This is a genomic window from Micromonospora sp. RL09-050-HVF-A (genome assembly GCF_019374995.1).
Classification (GTDB): Bacteria; Actinomycetota; Actinomycetes; order Mycobacteriales; family Micromonosporaceae; genus Micromonospora; species Micromonospora antibiotica.
Window position 1 is genome coordinate 3,804,251 of record NZ_JAGKQP010000002.1, and the last position, 19,534, is coordinate 3,823,784.

The following is a 19,534-nucleotide window of genomic DNA, read 5'->3' on the forward strand; positions in this document are numbered from 1 at the left end:
AGTGGGCCGGGCAGTGGGCCGGCCACCGAGGCCGGCAGGCGGGCCCGACGTGGGCCGGGCCGCGTGGCGTCCCCGCCCGGATCGACGGGCGATAGGCTCGGGGCCTCATGAGCGCCACGATGATCGCCAAAGGACTTGCCGCCGGGCACGGGGAGCGGATGCTCTTCAGTGACCTCGACCTGGTGGTCGCACCCGGGGACGTGGTGGGGCTGGTCGGGGTCAACGGGGCGGGCAAGTCGACGCTGCTGCGCACGCTGGCCGGGGTGCAGCCGGTGGAGGAGGGCAGCCTCACGCTGAGCCCGCCGGGGGCCTCGGTGGGCTACCTGCCGCAGGAGACGGAACGGCGGGCGGGCGAGACGGTCCGCGACTTCCTGGCCCGCCGGACCGGGGTGACCGGGGCGCAGACGGCCCTGGACGCCGCCGCCGAGGCGCTCACCGCAGGCACGGCCGGGGCTGACGACGCGTACGCCGGGGCGTTGGAGCGGTGGCTCGACCTCGGCGGGGCGGACCTGGAGGAACGCGCCGAGCAGGTCGCCTCGGAGTTGGGACTGACGGTCGACCTGGACCACCCGATGACCGGCCTGTCCGGTGGTCAGGCGGCCCGCGCCGGGCTGGCCTCGCTGCTGCTCAGCCGGTACGACGTCTTCCTGCTCGACGAGCCCACCAACGACCTGGACCTGGCCGGTCTGGACCGGCTGGAACGGTTCGTCACCGGCCTGCGTGCCGGCACGGTGCTGGTCAGCCACGACCGGGAGTTCCTGACCCGGACGGTGACCCGGGTGCTGGAGCTGGACCTCGTGCAGCAGCAGGTGCGGCACTACGGCGGCGGTTACGGCGCCTACCTGGAGGAGCGGGAAGTGGCCCGCCGGCACGCCCGCGCCGACTTCGAGGAGTACGCCGACACCCGGGCCGCGTTGGAGAACCGCGCCCGCACCCAGCGGGCCTGGATGGAGAAGGGTGTCAAGAACGCCCGCCGCAAGGCCACCGACAACGACAAGATCGGCCGGAAGTTCCGGGCCGAGGCGACGGAGAAGCAGGCGGCCAAGGCGAAGCAGACCGAGCGGCTGATCGAACGCCTCGACGTGGTCGAGGAGCCCCGCAAGGAGTGGGAGCTGCGGATGGAGATCGCCGCCGCGCCCCGGGCCGGTGCGGTGGTGGCCTCGCTGCGCGACGCGGTGGTCCGCCGGGGCGACTTCACCCTGGGGCCGGTGAACCTCCAGATCGACTGGGCCGACCGGGTGGCGATCACCGGGGCGAACGGTTCCGGCAAGACCACCCTGCTCGGCGCGCTGCTGGGTCGGCTGCCGCTCGACGCCGGGCACGCCGCGCTCGGGCCGGGGGTGGTGGTCGGCGAGGTGGACCAGGCCCGGGGGCTGTTCCTCGGCGACCAGCCGCTACTGGAGGCGTTCGGGGCCGCCGTACCGGAGATGGCACCGGCGGATGCGCGGACGCTGCTGGCCAAGTTCGGTCTGCGGGCCGCGCACGTGCTGCGGCCGGCGGCGACGCTGTCGCCGGGCGAGCGGACCCGGGCGGCGCTGGCGCTGCTGCAGGGCCGGGGGGTCAACCTGCTGGTGCTCGACGAGCCGACCAACCACCTCGACCTGCCGGCCATCGAGCAGTTGGAGTCGGCGTTGGCCGGCTATCCGGGGACGCTGCTGCTGGTCACCCACGACCGGCGGATGCTGGAGGCGGTCAGCGTGCACCGGCGGCTGCGGGTCGCCGACGGGCGGATCGCCGAGGACTGATCCGTGCCGCCCGACGACCGCCGGGTGACAATGGGTCATGCTCAGATGGGAGTACGCGCTGCTGGTGCGCCGTCGCCAGCCGACCGCCTCCGACCTCAGCTGGGAGGTCGTCTTCGTCTGGTACGGCCCGGACGGCTCGATGACCGACGTGACCGCCTACGGCGACACCGCGCTGGCGCACCTGAACCGGGCCGGTGACCAGGGCTGGGAACTTGTCGGGATGAGCGAGGACCCGTCCCTGGAGGGCCACAACGAGCTGCACCGTTACCACCTCAAGCGGCCGAAGGCGGCCGGTGCGCCCCGGCAGCGCATCCGGGCCGTCGGCCGGCCCACCCGCCGCACCGGCGGCTGACCCACGGGTACGCGCTCCGCGCGCGGAGCCATCGCCCGGCTGGACGGTCACGGTCACGGTGGGGTCCGCCCCGGGCACCGGCTCGGCGATGGGCAGCAGAGCGGCGATGGGCAGCAGAGCGGCGAGAGTTGGCGGCGACTGGTGTGCGGGACCGGAGAGCGGGTAACGGCCGGCGGGAGGTGGCCATGGTCGCGTTGGCGCAGGCACCGCCCTCGGCCGAACGGCTGCGGGCGCTCGACGGGTTCCTCGAAGCGGCCTGGGCCGAGCAGGCCCGCCACGACGAGCGGTTACGTGGGCTCCCCGTCGAGGTGCGGTTCGACCGGGGGGTCGCCCACCTGAGCGGGGAGGTGGCCGAACCGGATCAGTTGCGGCTGGTCCGCGAGCTGGTCGGCCGGCTGGCCGGGGTGTACGGCGTGTGGGGGCGGGTGCGGGTCGACGGCCGGGACCCGGTGGTGGTGGACCTGGGCTGCGGCGGCCAGAAGCAGTACCCGACGAACCTGGGGTTGGACATCTTCCCGGCCCCCGGGGTGGACGCGGTGGCGGACCTGTCCGGGTCGCTGCCGCTGGCCGACGACTCCGTCGACGTCATCTTCACCGTGCACATCCTGGAGCACCTGATCGACTTCCTGCCGCTGCTGGACGAGTGCCACCGGGTGCTCCGCCCGGGTGGCGTGCTGCACGTGATGAGCCCCTGGTGGGGGCACGTCAACGCGGTGGCGGACCCGACCCACGTCCGGCTGCTGGACGTACAGACGATCAAGGGGGTCTGCGGTCAGCGCCCGCCGGGCACCCCGCGCTGGCATCCGCTGCACGCCGGCTGCGACGGCGCGTCCATCTTCGCCGATCTGACCCCGCTGCCCGCCGACGCCCCACCGCCGGCACCGGCCCACCTGGCCCGCTTCTTCGACTGACAGCCGGCCGGGCCACGGCTCCGGCCAGCGGCCCGTTCCTGCCCAACGGGCAGATCCGGCCTCAGCGGACCGGTCCGGCCCAGCCGGCAGGTTCGGCCCGGACGGCAGGTTCGGCCCGGACGGCAGGTTCGGCCCGGACGGCAGGTTCGGCCGAGCGGGCAGGGCGGGCGTCAGGCGGTGCTCTCCCGGGGGGTCAGGCGGTGCGGGGCGGTGAGTTCCCGGGGTGGCGCGTCCCGGTCCCCGCCCAGCCGGCCGGCGAGCAGGTCCACGGCGAGCCGGGCGATCCGTTCCTTGTCCGGGGCGACAGTGGTCAGGGTGGGGACGCTGAACCGCCCGTCCTCGATGTCGTCGAAGCCGGCGACGGCGACGTCGGTGGGGACCCGCAGGCCGGCCTCGTGCAGGGCGCGCAGCGCGCCGAGGGCGAGGGTGTCGCTGAAGCAGAACACCGCGTCCGGGCGGGTTCCGGAGGCGAGCAGGTGGCGCAGGGCGGCGGCGCCGTCGGCGCGACGCCAGGCCGGGGTGGCGGCGACGAGGCGTTCGTCGTACCCGATGCCGGCCTCGGTCAGGGCGGCGGTGTAGCCGGCCAGCCGCAGGCGGGCGCCGGCCCCCTCGGGGGTGGGTTGCGCGCCGACGGCGGCGATCCGGCGACGGCCGAGGCCGATCAGGTGGGCGGTCACCTCCCGGGCGGCGGTCACGTTGTCGATCACCACGTGGTCGGCGGGGCCGTGGTCCACCCGCTCGCCGAGCAGCACCATCGGTACGCCGTCGAGGTCGGTGAGGTCGTCGGCGGTCAGCGACAGCGGGCTGAAGATCAGACCGTCGATCAGGTGGTCGCCGATGCCGGCGGCGGCGACCCGTTCCCGTTCCCGGCCACCGCCGGTCTGGTCGATGAGCACGGTCCAGCCGTGGTCGGCGGCGGCGGCCACCACGTGCCGGGCCAACTCGGCGAAATAGGGGATGTCCAGCTCCGGCACGGCGAGGGCGATCACGCCGGTACGGCCCTTGCGCAGGTTGCGAGCCGACAGGTTGGGCCGGTAGCGCAGTTCGGCGAGGGCCGCCTCGACCCGGGCCCGGGTGGCCGGCCGGACGTGCTGGTAGCCGTTGACCACGTTCGACACGGTCTTGACCGACACCCCGGCCCGTTCGGCCACGTCCTTCAGTCGGTGCCGCACGTGGGCTCCTTCCCGCGTCCGCCACCGGACCGAATCGCGCGAGAGATCCTTTACAACGTTGGCGACAACGGTATACAAACGCGGAGCAGCGCATCGACCGTAGTCGCTCCGAGCAGCTCAGGGGAAGAGGTGGGCCCGTGCGTGCAGCACGGTTGACGATCGACCCGGCCTTCACGGTCGGCCCGGTGGACCGCCGGCTCTTCGGCTCCTTCGTCGAACACCTGGGCCGCTGCGTCTACGGCGGCATCTACGAGCCGGGGCACCCTGGGGCCGACCCGCTCGGCCTGCGCCGCGACGTGCTGGAGCTGACCCGGGAGCTGGGCGTCTCGATGGTCCGCTACCCCGGCGGCAACTTCGTCTCCGGCTACCGCTGGGAGGACGGTGTCGGCCCGGTCGACGACCGCCCCCGCCGGCTGGACCTGGCCTGGAAGACCATCGAGACCAACGCGTTCGGCCTCGACGAGTTCATGGCCTGGGCCACCGCCGCGCAGGTCGAGCCGATGATGGCGGTCAACCTCGGCACCCGGGGCGTCCAGGAGGCGTGCGACCTGCTGGAGTACGCCAACCACCCGGGCGGCACCCGGCTGTCCGACCTGCGTCGCGCACACGGCGCGCAGCAGCCGTACGGCGTGCGGTTGTGGTGCCTCGGCAACGAACTGGACGGCCCGTGGCAGGTCGGCCACAAGACCGCCGAGGAGTACGGCCGGCTCGCCGCCGAGACCGCGCGGGCGATGAAGCTGATCGACCCCTCGATCAGCCTGGTCGCCTGCGGCAGTTCCGGCCGGGGCATGCCCACCTTCGCCTCCTGGGAGGCGACCGTGCTGGAACACACCTACGAGCAGGTCGACTACATCTCCGCGCACTCCTACTACGACCCGACCGACGGCGACCGGGCCAGCCTGCTCGCCTCCGCCGTCGACATGGACCAGTTCATCACCGAGGTCGTCGCCACCGCCGACCACGTGGCCGCCCGGCTGCGCCAGACCCGCAAGCTGAAGATCTCCTTCGACGAGTGGAACGTCTGGTACCAGTCCCGCGTCCAGGGCGACCTGGACGCGCGCGGCTGGGTCGAGGCACCCGCGCTGCTTGAGGACGACTACACCGCCGTCGACGCGGTGGTGGTCGGCGACCTGCTGATCACCCTGCTCCGGCACGCCGACCGGGTCGGTGTCGCCGCCCAGGCGCAGCTGGCCAACGTGATCGCCCCGATCCGTACCCGCACCGGCGGGCCGGCCTGGCGGCAGAGCATCTTCCACCCGTTCGCCCTGACCGCCCGCCACGCCACCGGCACCGTGCTGCGCACCGAGCCGGTCTCGCCGCACTACGCCACGAAGCGGTACGGCGACGTGCCGATGTTGGACACCGTCGCGCTGCACGACGAGGAGTCCGGCGGGCTGACCGTGTTCGCGGTCAACCGGGGCACCGACGCCCTCCCGGTGGAGATCGACCTGCGGGGCCTGTCCGGGCTGCACCAGGTGCAGCACCTCAGCCTGGCCGCCGGGGACGACCCGGACGCGATCAACACCGAGGCGGAGCCCGACCGGGTGACGCCCCGGGAGTTGCCCACCGCCACCGTCGACGGCGACCGCTGCTCCGTACGCCTGCCGGCGATCTCCTGGAACCTGCTGCGCTTCGCCCCCCGACCCTGACCACCCCGGGCCACCGGAATGACCGACCGGCGGCCCGGGGTGGCCGGCACCCCCGGGTCGTCACGCCGGGGCACGCTCCTTGGCCCGGTCCTCGGCTTCACCGGTGGCGAGACGGTTGCGGCGGTAGCCGTAGCCGAAGTAGATGATCCCGCCGAGCGCCATCCAGATGAGGAACCTGATCCAGGTCTCGATCGACAGGTTGAGCGTGAGGTACAGGCAGGCCAGCGCGGTGAAGATCGGCAGCACCGGGGAGAACGGGACCCGGAACGGCCGCTCCAGGTCGGGGCGCTTACGGCGCAGGATCGGCACCGCGATGGCGACGATCATGAAGGCGCAGAGCGCGCCGATGCTGACCAGATCGGCCAACGCGGACAGCGGCAGGAACCCGGCGAGCAGCGCCACCACCACCGTCATCACGGCGGAGATCCGGTACGGGGTCCCCCAACGCGGGTGGATCTTGGCGACGGCGGGCGGGATCAACCCGTCCCGGGAGATGGCGAACCCGATCCGGCCCATGGCCACCAGGTCGACCAGGATCACGCTGGTCAGGCCGGCCACGGCCGCGATGGAGACCAGCACCCCGGCCCAGCTCGCACCGACCGCGTTGAAGGCTGCGGCGATCGGGGCACCCCGGTCGATCTCGCCGTACGGCACCATGCCGACCACGACCAGCGAGACGCCGACGTAGAGCGCGGTGGAGATCAACAGCGTGCCGAACAACCCCAGGGTCAGGTCCCGCTTGGGCCGCCTGGTCTCCTCACCCAGGTTCGCCACCGCCTCGAACCCGGTGTACGCGAAGAAGACCACGGCGGCGGCGCTGAGCACCCCGACGAAACCGAAGACGGACGGCTCCAGCCCGAAGAACGCCTGCACGACCGGCTGCTTGATGCCGTCGTCACCGGCACCGGCCGGCTCGGCCGGCGGGATGAACGGGCTGAGGTTGGCGGACTTGACGAAGAACAACCCGGCGACCACGACGAAGATGCAGATGGCGACCTTTACCAGCACCAGGATGTTGGTGATCCGGGCGGACTCGCGGATGCCGATGATGGCGACCACACCGAGCAGCAGCACGATGCCGATCGCGCCGAGGTTGACCACGCTGCCCTCTTCGGCGAACCAGGTGCTCGGCAGGCCGAACAGCTCGGCCAGGTAACCGGACCAGCCCCGGGCCACCACCGCCGCGCCGAGCGCGAACTCCAGCAGCAGGTCCCACCCGATGATCCACGCGACGATCTCACCCATCGTGGCGTACGCGTAGGTGTACGCGCTGCCGGCGGTCGGCACGCTGGACGCCAACTCGGCGTAGCAGAGGGCCGCGAGCAGGGCGACCACCCCGGCGATGGCGAACGAGATCACCACGCCCGGCCCGGCGCTGTCGCGTGCCTCGATGCCGGTGAGGGTGAAGATGCCGGTGCCGATCACGATGCCGATGCCGAAGCCGGTGAGGTCGCGGGCACCGAGCCGGCGTTTGAGACCGGGGCTGCCGTCGCTGCCGTCCGCGTTGCCCTGGGCAACCACATCCTTGATCGGTTTGGTTCGCAGCACAGACACCGTACTCACCCCTCCCACCACCGCGACCGCCCTGCTGGCGACCGGTGCCGCGCGTTGCTACCCACCCACACCGACCACCAATCGCCCCCTCCCCACCACCAAAACATCAACCCCGTGTCCCCCAACGACCACTTTCGGTCACCCCACCCCCATCACCCAACCGCCCCACCCACCACCCGCCACCCCTTGCGCCCACCCACCCCAATATGAAACTTTCCCCCCACCCCCACCCCCACCCACCCCACCCCTCGCCCCGGTGATCAAGAGGTTTACGTCAACTTTCGCGCGCTGGATGACGCAAACCTCTTGATCACCGGGGCGGGACGAGGTGGGACGAGGCGAGGTGGGGGTGGGGGTGGGGGTGGGGGGTGGGATGGGGAGATGGTGAAGGGATGTGGAGTGTGAAGGTGGCTCGGGTCGGTGTGGTGGGGTTGATACTGGGGCTGGTCGGCGGAGTGGGGTGGGGCGGGCCGGTGGGGGCGGTCGACGCGGCCGGGGCCGGGTTCGGCGGCGGGGGCGGCACCGTCGGCGGGGGTGGTGTCGTCTGTGCGGTCGATCCGGCGGTGCCGAAGCGGCAGTTCCGGGCGATGTGGATCTCGTCGGTGGTGAACATCGACTGGCCGAGCGCGGCCTCCCGTACCGCCCCGGACCGGATCGCCGCCCAGCAGGCGGAGTACCGGGGCTGGCTCGACCTGGCGCAGCGACTGCACCACAACGCGGTGGTGGTGCAGGTCCGGCCGACCGCCGACGCGTTCTGGCCGTCGCCGTACGAGCCGTGGTCGGAGTACCTGACCGGGGTACGGGGGCAGGACCCGGGCTGGGATCCGCTGGCCTTCCTGGTCGCCGAGTCACACCTGCGGAACCTGGAGTTCCACGCCTGGTTCAACCCGTACCGGATCTCCATGCCGGCACCCGGGGGCGCGGGTGCCGACCTGGGACAGCTCGCCCCGGACCATCCGGCCCGGCAGCATCCGAAGTGGACCTTCGCCTACCCGCCGGCCGGCGTCGCGGGCAGCCGGCTCTACTACGACCCGGGCGTCCCGCAGGTCCGTGAGTTCGTCCAGACCGCGATACTCGACGCGGTCCGCCGGTACGACATCGACGGCGTGCACTTCGACGACTACTTCTACCCGTACCCGAGCGGCACGTACCCGGTGCCGGACGATGCGACGTTCGCCGCGTACCACCGAGGGTTCACCGACCGGGCGGCCTGGCGGCGGGACAACATCGACCTGCTGATCCAGGAAATGGGGGTCAGGGTCAAGGCGGTCAAGCCGTGGGTGAAGTTCGGGGTGAGCCCGTTCGGCATCTGGCGCAACGCCAGCGCCGACCCGGACGGCTCGGACACCACCGGCAGCCAGTCGTACGACATCATCTCGGCCGACACCCGCAGGTGGGTCAAGCAGGAGTGGATCGACTACGTCGTGCCGCAGCTCTACTGGTACATCGGCCAGTATCCGGCCGCCGACTACGCCCGACTGGTGCCCTGGTGGGCGCAGACGGTACGCGGCACCCGGGTGCAGCTCTACATCGGCCAGGCGGACTACAAGAGCGGCGACCCGGCCTACGGCACGTACTGGATGAACCCGCAGGAACTGTCGGACCACCTGACGCTGAACCGGGCGTACCCGGAGGTGCTCGGCAACGTGCACTTCTCGGCGGTGCAGGTGCGGGCCGACCGGCTCGGCGCGACGAGCCGTTACGCCGCCGCGCACTACTCCCGTCCGGCGCTGGTGCCGACCATGGCGCACCTGCCGGCCAAGCCGCTGCTGCGTCCGGCACTCACCCGGGCCGAGCGGACCACCGAGGGGGTACGTCTGCGTTGGCGGCAGCCGGCCGACGGGACGGGCCCACTCGGCACCGCCACGTCGTACGCGGTCTACCGCTTCGACGGGCCCGGCCCGGTCGAGGGGTGCGGGCGGGCCGACGCGGCACACCTGGTCGGCACGGTCCGGGCCGCCCCGGGGCAGCCGCAGTCCTGGGTGGACGGCACCGCCGAGCCGGGTCGGGCGTACACCTACCAGGTGACCGCGCTGGACCGGTCGTGGAACGAGAGTGCCGCCTCGTCGGCGCGGGTGGTGCGCTGATCGTCCTCGGACGCCCCGGGTGCTCCGGCACCCGGGGCATTCGTCTGTTTCGACGTATGTCACCAATACGTCGCCTCCACCACGCCCCACCGACGGGACATTGATCGAGACTGATCTAACTCCGGTGACCAACCGGTGACACACCGTACCGCCCATCCCGCGGAGGAAAACTTGTCCCGTCGTCTCGCCACCGCCCTCGCCGCCGGCACGTTCGCCCTGCTCAGCGTGCTCGGCGTCGGCTCACCCGCATCCGCCGCGGTGAGCACCTCGCAAAAGCTCAGCGTGCTGAGCAGCTGGACCCAGACCAGCGCCAGCAGCTACAACGCCTGGAACTCCGGTCGCCTCAACCAGGCCGCCTGGGCGGACTACGGCTTCGACTGGTCCACCGACTACTGCTCGTCCAGCCCGGACAACCCGCTCGGCTTCACCTTCAACCTCTCCTGCTACCGGCACGACTTCGGCTACCGCAACCACAAGGCGATGGGGATCTTCTCGGCCAACAAGGCCCGCCTGGACAGCGCCTTCTACGAGGACCTCAAGCGGGTCTGCGCCACCTACAACTCAGTCGTCCGCCCGGCCTGCACCAGCCTCGCCTGGACGTACTACCAGGCGGTCAGCATCTTCGGTTCGGTCGCCGCCGTCTCGCAGGCCGACCTCGACCGGGCCGCCCGGATGAAGGCCGACGCCGAGCGGGCCGCCGCCCGACGCGGCTGACCCACCGGCAGCCGGGCGTCCGGCGGCGCGGCCCGCGCCGCCGGACGCCCACGCCCACCGGTCGGTCTGTGCGCCGCGCTCATGTCCGCCGGATCGCCGCCGCGCCCGTCGGACGGCGCGGCGGGTCAGGCCCACTCCTCCCGACGTTCCGCATCGCGGCGGGCCAGCGGTCGAGGGGTGACCGCGCCGGCCGGCCGGGGGGTGGCCGTGCCGGTCGGTCGCGGCGTCACCACACCGGTCGCCCGGAACCGGACCGAGTCCGCCGCCAGATCCGGGTGCTCCACGGCGAACGCCAACGCCGCCGCCTCCTCCAGACCCAACTCGCCGCCCTCGCCGTAGGCCGCGTCGAAGGCCGCGTCGCCGAGGGTGCGCCGCAGCTCGACCTGCCGCTCCTGCCAGTACGTGGCGAAGATGCCCGGAGTGCCCCGCAACCGGGCCCGGGTGGCCTGGGCCGCGCCGAACAACCGGGCCGCCGTCACCGGCTCCCCGCCCAGCGCACACCGCACCGCCACCGCGTTCACCGTGTCGCAGGCCCGCCCGTGGTAGCCGTGCCCCATCCGGGCCCGCAGCGCCACCAACAGGTGGTCGTGCGCGGCCACCAGGTCGTGCCGGGCCAACGCCACCATGCCCAGCAGCATGTCCACCGACCGGTAGCCCCGCTCCACCGGCCGGGCCGCCTCCGCCGGGCGGGCCGCCCGAGCAGCTCCGCCGCCTCCGCCAACGCACCCCGCCGCCACAGCAGCTCCGCCAGGTTGTAGACGGCCAGCAGGGCGTCCCCGCTGACCTCCAACTCGCCCGCCCAGTCGATGACCTCCCGGCAGACCCGCTCCGCCTCGGCGAACTGCCCCATGTCGACCAGCGGCGCGGCCCGCCCGGCGAGCACCCGGGCCAGCAGCCCCGCGTCACCGGCCTGCCGGGCCGCCGCCTCCGCCCGCTGCGAGAACCGCAGCTCCTCGGCGAACTCGCCGTCCGCACCGGCGTGCAGCGAGTGCAGGTGGTACGCCGCCGCCAGCTCCGCCTCGGGGATCGCCTCCCCGGTCTCGGCGATCCGCCCGTACAGCCGGAACAGCCACAGCCGGGCCTCCCGGGACAGCCCCCGCTCCCGCCACCACTGGTCCAGCCCACCGGCCAGCAGCAGCCCGGCCCGCGCACTGCCCCCGGTGGCCGACCAGCGCAGCGCCGCCCGCAACTCACGGGCCAGCGGGTCCACCGCGTACAGCGACAGGGTGACCGGCCGGCCGTCCGCCCCGAGGTGGGCCCGGTGCAGCGCGTGCTGGGCCCAGGCCACGTGCCGGTCCCGGGCAGCCTGCTCCTCGCCGGTCTCGACCAGCCGACGCGCCGCGTACGCCCGGATCGGGTCGAGCATCCGGTAGGTGCTGCCGGAGGCGTGCGGCTCGGCCAGCACCATCGACTTGTCCACCAGCACCGACAGCGGATCGAGCGGGTCGTCGGCGAACAGCCACTCCACCGTGGCCAGGTCCACCGGCCCGGCGAAGACCGCCAACCAGCGCAGCAACCGGGCGGACCGGGGCCCCAACGTCCGGTACGACCAGGTGACCGTGGCCTGCATGGTGAGGTGCCGCTCGGTGGCGGAACGCTGCACCGCCCGGTGCGCAGGGCTCGGCGGCGTCTGCCCGGAGGCTGCTGCGACCAGGTCCACGGTGTCCTGCTGGTTGCCCGCCCAACCCCGCTCGGCGGGTGGCTCCGGGGCGTCCCGCCCGGCGTCGAGAGTGCCCAGCATGTCGTCCAGCCGGGCGGCCAACTGACCGGCGGAGAGCACCCGCAGCCGGGCCGCGGCCAACTCGATCGCCAACGGCAGCCCATCCAGCCGCTGCACCACCCGGCGCAGGTCGGCGGCCTCCGTCCACTCCGGCGGGCGACCGCCCCGGGCCGCCGCCGTCCGGTCCAGCAGCAACGCCACCGCGTCGCTCTCGGTACGCCCCGGCTGCGGGTCGACCGCCAGCGGCGGAATCCGCCACACCACCTCACCGAGCAGGCCGAACGCCTCCCGACTGGTGGCCAGCACCCGCAGTCCGCTGCCACCGGCGAGCAGCCGGGAGATCACCTCGGCACAGGCCGCCGGCTGGGCGTCACAGGTGTCGAGGACCACCAGCATCCGCCGGACGGCCGCGTACTCGACCAGGGTGTCCAGGATCGGGCGGCCCGGTTCCGGACGGGCCCCGAGCACGGCGGCGATCGCGAACGCCACCAGCCCCGGGTCGGTGACCGTGGCGATGTCGACGAACCACACCCCGTCCGGGTACGCCTCCACCTGGCCGGACGCCACCTCGACGGCGAGCCGGGTCTTGCCGGCGCCACCCGCACCGACCACGGTGACCAGCCGGTGCCGACGGATCAGCAGATCCAGCTCGACCCGTTCGGTCTCCCGGCCGACGAACGAGGTGACCTGGGTGGGCAGGTTGTGCGCCAACGCCTCGGCGGTACGCGGGCGGGGGAACTGCCGCCCGAGCCCCGGCGCGACGAGTTGGAACAGCCGTTCCCGGTCGTCGAAGCCCCTGAGCCGGTGCAGGCCCAGGTCGATCAGGGTGGCCCCGGTGGGCAGCGGTTCGGCCAGCCGCGCGGTCGACGCCGAGCAGAGCACCTGCCCACCGTGCGCGGCGGCAGCCACCCGGGCGGCCCGGTGCACCTCGGGGCTGGCGTACTCGCCGTCGCGGGGTTCCGCGTATCCGGTGTGCAGTCCCATCCGCACCTTCGGGGCTGCCTCCGGGTTGGGCCACTCGTGGGTGGACAACGCCCGCTGCGCGGTCAGGCAGGCGGTCAGCGCCGCCGACGCGTCCGGGAAGGCCAGGAAGAACGAGTCCCCCTCGGTCAGCAGCTCCGCGCCGTCGGTCTCGGCCAGCGTGTCGCGCAGCAGGCGACGGTGCTCCCAGAGCACCGGGCGATAGTCCGACCCGAGCAGTTGGGCCAGCCGGGTGGAACCCTCGATGTCGGTGAACACGAAGGTCACCCAACCGCTCGGGAGGTGGATCCGTGGCGACATTCGTGGCACCTCCGCCCTGACGTCGGGGTTCATGCTGCCCTATGGTCAACCGGTCACGCATCGTGAGAACGGTTGGGCGATATCGGACCCAAGGGGGTCACTGATCCTGGCGCACCGACGCGCCACACCGTTACATCGGGTCGTTTCCGACCCGGTCACCAGCCGGTCCGGTCGCCGGACGATCCGGTCAGCAGCCGCAGCCGCCCCCGCAACAACCGCCACCGGAGACGGGACCCGCAGGGGCGCCACCGGAGCCGGAGCCGCCACCACGGCCGGTGACCGCCACGGTGGACAGGAGCTTGACCGTGTCGGCATGCCCCTGGGGGCAGTCGGCCGGCGCACCGGCCTCGGCCATCGGCCGGTTGACCTCGAAGGTGTCGCCGCAGGCGCGGCAGCGGAACTCGTACCGGGGCATGCCCCCACCCTACGGCCGGACCTGACTCCCTGGCCGACATGGGTGATACTCAAACAGTGGTGAGCGGCGAAGATTCGACGGTACGGCCCCTGCGGGCGGCGACCCCACCCGAGGACGTACCCCCCGCTCCACGGCGCGGCTGGATCCCCCGGCCCCGCCGACCCCACCGGGCCCCCTCGTCCACGCCGGCCCCTACGGCCCCCGTCTCCCCGACGGCCGACGCCGCCGCTCAACCCCGGACCCCCGAGGTCCGGCCGCAGCCGACGACGCCCGAATCGCAGCCGACGACGCCCGGGTCGGAGCCGACCCCGACGACCGGCACCGACGGCACACCCGAACCGGCCGTGAAGACCGACGCCGAACCGGCCGCGAAGACCGGTCCCGGTGACGAGGGCGGGTCGGCCGCGAAGGGCGACGGGGACGACGAGGCCACGCCGGGTACGCAGCCGCCGGCGGGTGGCGGCGCGGTGGCGGGTCGGCGGCGGCGGATCCCGTTCGCGCACGCCGTCCGCCTGCCGCCACCACGGCAGGCGGTGGGGGCCGCGACCCGGGCCACCCGGGCCTGGTCCCGTCGTCCCAGCGGCCGGCTGACGTTGCCCGCCCTGTTCCTGTTCGCGCTGGTCGCGGCGACCGCCGCCGTCGGCGCGGTGGTGGTGCCGGGCGCGGTCCGGGCACCCCGACCGGTGGCGGTGGACGACCCCGCCACCACCGGCTCCGGGTTGCCGTCGGTCGCCACGACCACCGGGATCCCGGTGCTCCCGGGCGGAGGCGTCCCCTCCCTGCCGCCGGCCGGCTTCCCACCGGGCGGGGTCGCGCCGACCGGACCGGTCGCCCCCACCGCCGCCGGCCGGCCCGCCGACGCGCTGGGTGACTGGGCCCGGGTCACCGGCACCAAGGTGGCCGTCTCCCCGATCGCCATGCAGGCGTACGGCTACGCCGAGCTGGTGCTCGCCCGGACGAACCCGAGCTGCCGGCTGAGCTGGACCACACTCGCCGCGATCGGCTACGTGGAGTCCCGGCACGGGCAGGCCAACGGCGCGACGCTCGGACCGGACGGCCGGGCCGTACCGGAGATCATCGGTGATCCGCTCGACGGCAAGGGCGGGCGGTCCCTGATCCGGGACACCGACGGCGGGCTGTTCGACCGGGACACCGTCTACGACCGGGCGATCGGACCGATGCAGTTCATCCCCACCACCTGGGAGCAGGTCGGGGCGGACGCCGACAACGACGGCCGCAAGGACCCGCACGACCTGGACGACACCGCGCTCGCCGCCGGCAACTACCTGTGCCAGGGCGGCCGGAACATGACCATCCCCGGCGACTGGTGGGGGGCCATCCTCTCCTACAACGACGTCCGCCGGTACGCACAGGACGTCTTCGACAAGGCCCACGAGTACGGGCGCGCAAGCCGTACGTGAGGTGATCGTTCGCATACATTGGCGGACCGGACACTTCCCCCGAAGAGCCGTTGACGGCAAGCTAGACGCGTGATGGTGCGCGAGTGGGATCCCCGAACCGCGTCGTCCGCCGAGATCGGCTCCGTACTGGACACGCTGAACGCGGTCCTCGCCGCCGATCTCCCGCAGGACCCGCCCTGGCGGGAGGATTCCCTGCGGGAGTACCTCTCCGAGGTGATGCCCGGCGAACGACGCATCTCCTGGGTGGCGGAGGACGATCCGCCGGCCGGAGGCGGCCACGGCACCATCCTCGGGCACGTGCACGTGCTGCTGCTCGGGGACATCGGCGTGCTGGAGGTCCTGGTGCACCCGGCGGTGCGCCGCAGCGGGCTCGGCCGGGAGTTGGTGCGCACCGCCGCCCGACGGGTCTACCAGGAGGGCTTCCAGTCGATCGGGGTCGAGGTCGTCGGGGACACCCCCGCGATCGGCTTCTACTCGTCGCTGGGCTTCACCCGCGAGTACGTCGAGACCCGCAGCGTGCTCGACCTGGGCACGGTCGACTGGACGGCGCTCACCGAGATGGCGGCCGGCGTCGACCCGGGTTACCACCTGGAGTTCTACCCGGGTGGGCCGTCCGACGACCTGATCGAGGCGTACGCGCGGGCCAAGGCCGAGGTGCGCGACGTCGACGACGGCGAACTGCGCCCCAGCTCGTACGATCCGCAGCGGCTGCGGGACAGCCTCGACACGCTGCACCGCCGGGGCATGAAGCCGTACATCGTGCTGGCCCTCCAGGAGCGCACCGGCACGGTGGCCGGCCTGACCGAGGTAGTGGTGCCGGTCCAGCACCCCACCCGCGCCGACCAGTACGACACCATCGTGGTGCGGGACCACCAGGGCTACGGCATCGACCGGGCGATCAAGGCGCGGATGCTGCTGGAGCTGCGGTCCGCCGAGCCGGAGCTGACCGAGGTGCAGACCTGGAACGCCCAGGCCAACGAGGCGATGCTGAAGGTCAACGCCGAGTTGGGCTACCAGGCCGACCGGGACTGGTGCGAATACAGCGTGGACGTCGCCGAACTGGTGCACCGGCTCGACGCCCAGCGCTGAGCAGGGCGGCCGGCGGCGTCCGATCGGGGGTGTCGGGCGGCACTGTCGCGAATTCACCACATCGCCCCCGGGGGGATGGACGGCGGACAGCGACGCACCTTAACGTGCGTTGGTTCCCGTCCACCCATCGTGGAGGCCCCATGCGCCTGCGCCGCAGATTCGCCGCGCTCGCCACCGTCGCCGTCGTCGCCGTACCGGTGCTCGGCGTCGCTCCCACCGCGGCCACCGCCGCGCCCACCGACCTGTTCATCTCCGAGTACGTCGAAGGCTCGTCGAACAACAAGGCGATCGAGCTGTACAACGGCACCGGCGCGGCGGTCGACCTGACCGCCGGTGGCTACCAGCTCCAGCTCTATTTCAACGGGGCCACCACGGCCACCACCATCGCCCTCACCGGTACCGTCGCCGCCGGGGACGTCTTCGTCTTCGCCGCCGCCTCGGCCGGGCCGGCGATCCTCGCCCAGGCCGACCAGACCACCGGCGCGAGCCTGTTCAACGGCGACGACGCGATCGTGCTGCGTCGGGGTGCCGTCGTGCTCGACGCGATCGGGCAGGTGGGCGTCGACCCGGGCAGCGAGTGGGGCAGCGGGCTGACCAGCACCGCCGACAACACGCTGCGCCGGCTGCCGGCGGTGTCCAGCGGGGACACCGACCCGTCGGACGCGTTCGACCCGGCCGCCCAGTGGGCCGGGTTCGCCACCGACACCTTCGACGGGCTGGGCGCGCACACCCTCGACGGCGGCGGCCCGGTCGACCAGCCGGCCGTGCTGACCTGCGGCGGGACGTTGACCATCGAGGCCGGCGCGACCGGCACCCGGGAGGTGACCGGCACCGACCCGGACGACACGGTCGTCGACCTGGCGGTCACCGCGGTCACCCCGGCCCCGGCGGGCGGCTCGATCAGCCGTACCGCGTTCACCCCGGCGACCGCGCCGGGGGGCACGGCGACCGCGACGGTGACCGCCACCGGCCTGCCCGCCGGCACCTACACGGTCACCGTGACCGCGACGGACGCCGACGGCGGCACCGCCAGCTGCCCGCTCACCGTGCAGGCCAACGGGGTGCTGTCGGTGGGCCAGGTGCAGGGCCCGACCCGCGACGACGAGAACCCGCGCACCGACCGGTCGCCGCTCGCCCCGCCCTCCGGCACCGGCACCAGCCCGCTGCTGTACGACGTGCGGGGCGTGATCACCCAGAAGTCGCTGACCCGCACCTCGGCCGGTGCCGACCAGTACGGCTTCTACCTGCAGAGCCGTACCGGCACCGAGGACGGCGACCCCCTCAGCTCGGACGGGATCTTCGTCTTCATGGGCGCGTTCACCACGCTGATCGGCGGCTACGCGCCGACCGTCGGCGACGAGGTGGTGCTGCGCGGCCGGGTGTCGGAGTATTTCGACCAGACCCAGCTCTCCGGTGCCTCGCTGGTCCGCCGGCTCGACACCGGACTCGACGTGAACACCGCCGTGACGGTGGACGACGCGGTCCCGCCGGCCGACGCTTCGGCGGCCGACCGGTTCTGGGAGCGGCACGAGGGGGCCCGCCTGCGGGTCCGCAGCGGCTCCGGCGTCACCGGCCCCCGGGACGTGTTCGGCTCCACCGCCGACTCCGAGGTGTGGGTGGTGGACCGCGCGGATCCGCTGTTGAAGCGGGCCGACCCGTACGCCCGCCGGGTCTTCCGGGACGCCCACCCACTGGACGACGTGCCGGGGCAGCTCTTCGACAACGGCAACGGGCAGCGCATCCTGCTCGGCGGTGGCGGCGTGAAGGCCACCGCCGGTGACTCGACGGCGCTGCTCCCGCCCGCGCGTACCTTCGACACCCTCACCGCCGACGCGTTCGGTGCGGTGTCGTACGGCTTCAGCAAGTTCAGCGTGCAGCCGGAGTCGCTGGCCCTGACCGCCGGGGTGGACCCGGCGGCGAACAACCCGCCGCGCCCGGCGGACCGGGCCCGGGAGGTCGCGGTGGCGACCTACAACGTGGAGAACCTGTACGACTTCCGCGACGACCCGTTCGACGGTTGCGACTTCACCGGCAACGCGGGCTGCCCGGGGGTGTCCCCGCCGTTCGACTACGTGCCGGCGGGCGAGGCCGACTACCGGGAGCACCTGTCCGAGCTGGCCGCGCAGATCCGCACCGACCTGCACGCCCCGGATCTGATCCTGGTGCAGGAGGCCGAGGACCAGGACATCTGCTCGGTCTCCGGCAGCAGCCTGGTCTGCGGCACCACCGACAACGCCGACGGCGCTCCGGACACCCTCCAGGATCTGGCGCTGGCGATCCGGGCCGCCGGTGGTCCCGCCTACGCGGCGACGTACGACCGCACCGGCGCGGACGCCCGGGGCATCACCTCGGCGTTCCTGTACCGCACGGACCGGTTGTCGCTGGCCGGGGCGAGCGCCACCGATCCGTTGCTGGGTTCCGCGCCCACGGTGCAGTACCGGTCGGCGGGGCTGGCGTCCAACGCGGACGTGCAGAACCCGAAGGCGCTCAACGCGGTGCTGCCGGCCGACACCGACACCTCGACGGGCAAGGACGGCAACAACGTCTTCACCCGGGCCCCGCAGCTGGGCAAGTTCGTGGTGCGGGCGACCCCCGGCGGATCGGAGTCCTACCTGCTGTACGCGCTGAGCAACCACTACTCGTCCGGGCCGGACAGCCGGGTCGGGCAGCGCACCGAGCAGGCCGCGTACGGCGCGGCGATCGTCACCGCGATCGAGGCCGCCGACCCGGACGCCCGGGTGGTGTACGGCGGGGACCTGAACGTATTCCCCCGCCCGGACGACCCGATCGCGACCGGCGCGAACCCGACCCCGTCGGACCAGCTCGGGCCGCTCTACCGGGCCGGCCTGCACAACCTCTGGGACGACCTGGTGGCCGACGTGCCGTCGGCGGCGTACTCGTACAGCTTCCAGGGGGCGGCGCAGACGTTGGACAACCTGTTCGTCAACGACGCGCTGCACGCCGACCTGGTGCAGATCCGGGCGGCGCACGTCAACGCGGACTGGCCGGCGGAGTTCACCGGGGACGGCACCCGGGGGGCCAGCGACCACGACCCGCAGGTGGCCCGGTTCCGCAGCCAGCCGTCGCTGCGGGTGGCCGACGCCACCGTGGTGGAGGGAGACCAGGGTGGCAGCACGATGACGTTCCAGGTCACCGTGTCCCGTCCGCTGTCCCAGCCGACCACGCTCTGCGCCGCCACGGTGGGGCTGACCGCGACGGTCGTGCTGGACTTCACCCCGTACGTCGGCTGCCGGACCCTGCCCGCCGGGCAGACCTCGCTGGCGTTTCCGGTGACCGTGCGCGGTGACCGGAAACGGGAGGCGGACGAGAAGATCGCGTTCGCAGTGGCCGGCCCGTTGAACCTGCGGTTCGCCGATCTGCTGGCGACGGGCACCATCACCGACGACGACTGACGGTTGCACAC

At 73.2% G+C, this 19,534-nt stretch carries 12 protein-coding genes and 1 pseudogene; 9 read left to right on the plus strand and 4 right to left on the minus strand.

The features are described 5' to 3' along the window. Window positions 1-107 precede the first annotated feature (107 nt). The 3 genes from J7462_RS16580 (at window position 108) to J7462_RS16590 (ending at window position 3,008) form a co-directional block, all read left to right on the plus strand. Window positions 108-1,745, plus strand: a complete 1,638-nt coding sequence (locus tag J7462_RS16580; protein ID WP_219464844.1) for an ABC-F family ATP-binding cassette domain-containing protein — start codon at window positions 108-110, stop codon at window positions 1,743-1,745. A 37-nt stretch (window positions 1,746-1,782) separates the two neighbouring features. After that, window positions 1,783-2,097 (plus strand): hypothetical protein, encoded by a 315-nt coding sequence (locus tag J7462_RS16585; RefSeq protein WP_208568292.1) that lies wholly within the window; start codon window positions 1,783-1,785, stop codon window positions 2,095-2,097. Between the two features lie 185 nt (window positions 2,098-2,282). Further along, window positions 2,283-3,008, plus strand: a complete 726-nt coding sequence (locus J7462_RS16590) for a methyltransferase domain-containing protein (protein ID WP_219464845.1) — start codon at window positions 2,283-2,285, stop codon at window positions 3,006-3,008. 170 nt (window positions 3,009-3,178) lie between these two features. On the opposite strand, the gene J7462_RS16595 is transcribed toward J7462_RS16590, so the two are convergent. Beyond that, entirely contained in the window at window positions 3,179-4,180 is a 1,002-nt protein-coding gene (locus tag J7462_RS16595) for a LacI family DNA-binding transcriptional regulator (protein WP_219464847.1), read from the minus strand. 137 nt (window positions 4,181-4,317) lie between these two features. Between J7462_RS16595 and J7462_RS16600 the strand changes: the two genes are divergently transcribed. Beyond that, entirely contained in the window at window positions 4,318-5,829 is a 1,512-nt protein-coding gene (locus tag J7462_RS16600) for an alpha-N-arabinofuranosidase (protein WP_219464849.1), read from the plus strand. A gap of 60 nt (window positions 5,830-5,889) precedes the next feature. On the opposite strand, the gene J7462_RS16605 is transcribed toward J7462_RS16600, so the two are convergent. Continuing rightward, window positions 5,890-7,383 (minus strand): amino acid permease, encoded by a 1,494-nt coding sequence (locus tag J7462_RS16605; RefSeq protein WP_219464851.1) that lies wholly within the window; start codon window positions 7,381-7,383, stop codon window positions 5,890-5,892. A gap of 401 nt (window positions 7,384-7,784) precedes the next feature. On the opposite strand from J7462_RS16605, the gene J7462_RS16610 reads away from it, so the two are divergent. Beyond that, complete coding sequence (locus J7462_RS16610; RefSeq protein WP_374197582.1) at window positions 7,785-9,470, plus strand: family 10 glycosylhydrolase; 1,686 nt, start codon at window positions 7,785-7,787, stop codon at window positions 9,468-9,470. A 171-nt stretch (window positions 9,471-9,641) separates the two neighbouring features. Continuing rightward, complete coding sequence (locus J7462_RS16615; RefSeq protein WP_208568298.1) at window positions 9,642-10,184, plus strand: phospholipase; 543 nt, start codon at window positions 9,642-9,644, stop codon at window positions 10,182-10,184. Between the two features lie 125 nt (window positions 10,185-10,309). On the opposite strand, the pseudogene J7462_RS16620 reads toward J7462_RS16615, so the two are convergent. Both J7462_RS16620 and J7462_RS16625 read right to left on the minus strand, forming a co-directional pair. After that, window positions 10,310-13,185 (minus strand): annotated as a pseudogene (locus tag J7462_RS16620) (NB-ARC domain-containing protein). Between the two features lie 187 nt (window positions 13,186-13,372). Then, on the minus strand, window positions 13,373-13,600 hold the full coding sequence (locus tag J7462_RS16625; protein ID WP_219464855.1) for a zinc ribbon domain-containing protein: 228 nt from the start codon (window positions 13,598-13,600) through the stop codon (window positions 13,373-13,375). A gap of 56 nt (window positions 13,601-13,656) precedes the next feature. Between J7462_RS16625 and J7462_RS16630 the strand changes: the two genes are divergently transcribed. The 3 genes from J7462_RS16630 to J7462_RS16640 all read left to right on the plus strand — a co-directional run bounded on the left by J7462_RS16630 (window position 13,657) and on the right by J7462_RS16640 (window position 19,523). Beyond that, window positions 13,657-15,021, plus strand: coding sequence for a lytic murein transglycosylase (locus J7462_RS16630; protein ID WP_219464858.1), 1,365 nt, complete (start codon window positions 13,657-13,659; stop codon window positions 15,019-15,021). A 72-nt stretch (window positions 15,022-15,093) separates the two neighbouring features. Beyond that, window positions 15,094-16,110 carry a GNAT family N-acetyltransferase gene (locus J7462_RS16635; protein ID WP_208568329.1) on the plus strand — a complete coding sequence of 339 codons (1,017 nt, stop codon included), beginning with the start codon at window positions 15,094-15,096 and terminating at the stop codon, window positions 16,108-16,110. A 140-nt stretch (window positions 16,111-16,250) separates the two neighbouring features. After that, entirely contained in the window at window positions 16,251-19,523 is a 3,273-nt protein-coding gene (locus J7462_RS16640; RefSeq protein WP_219464860.1) for a lamin tail domain-containing protein, read from the plus strand. Window positions 19,524-19,534 lie beyond the last annotated feature (11 nt).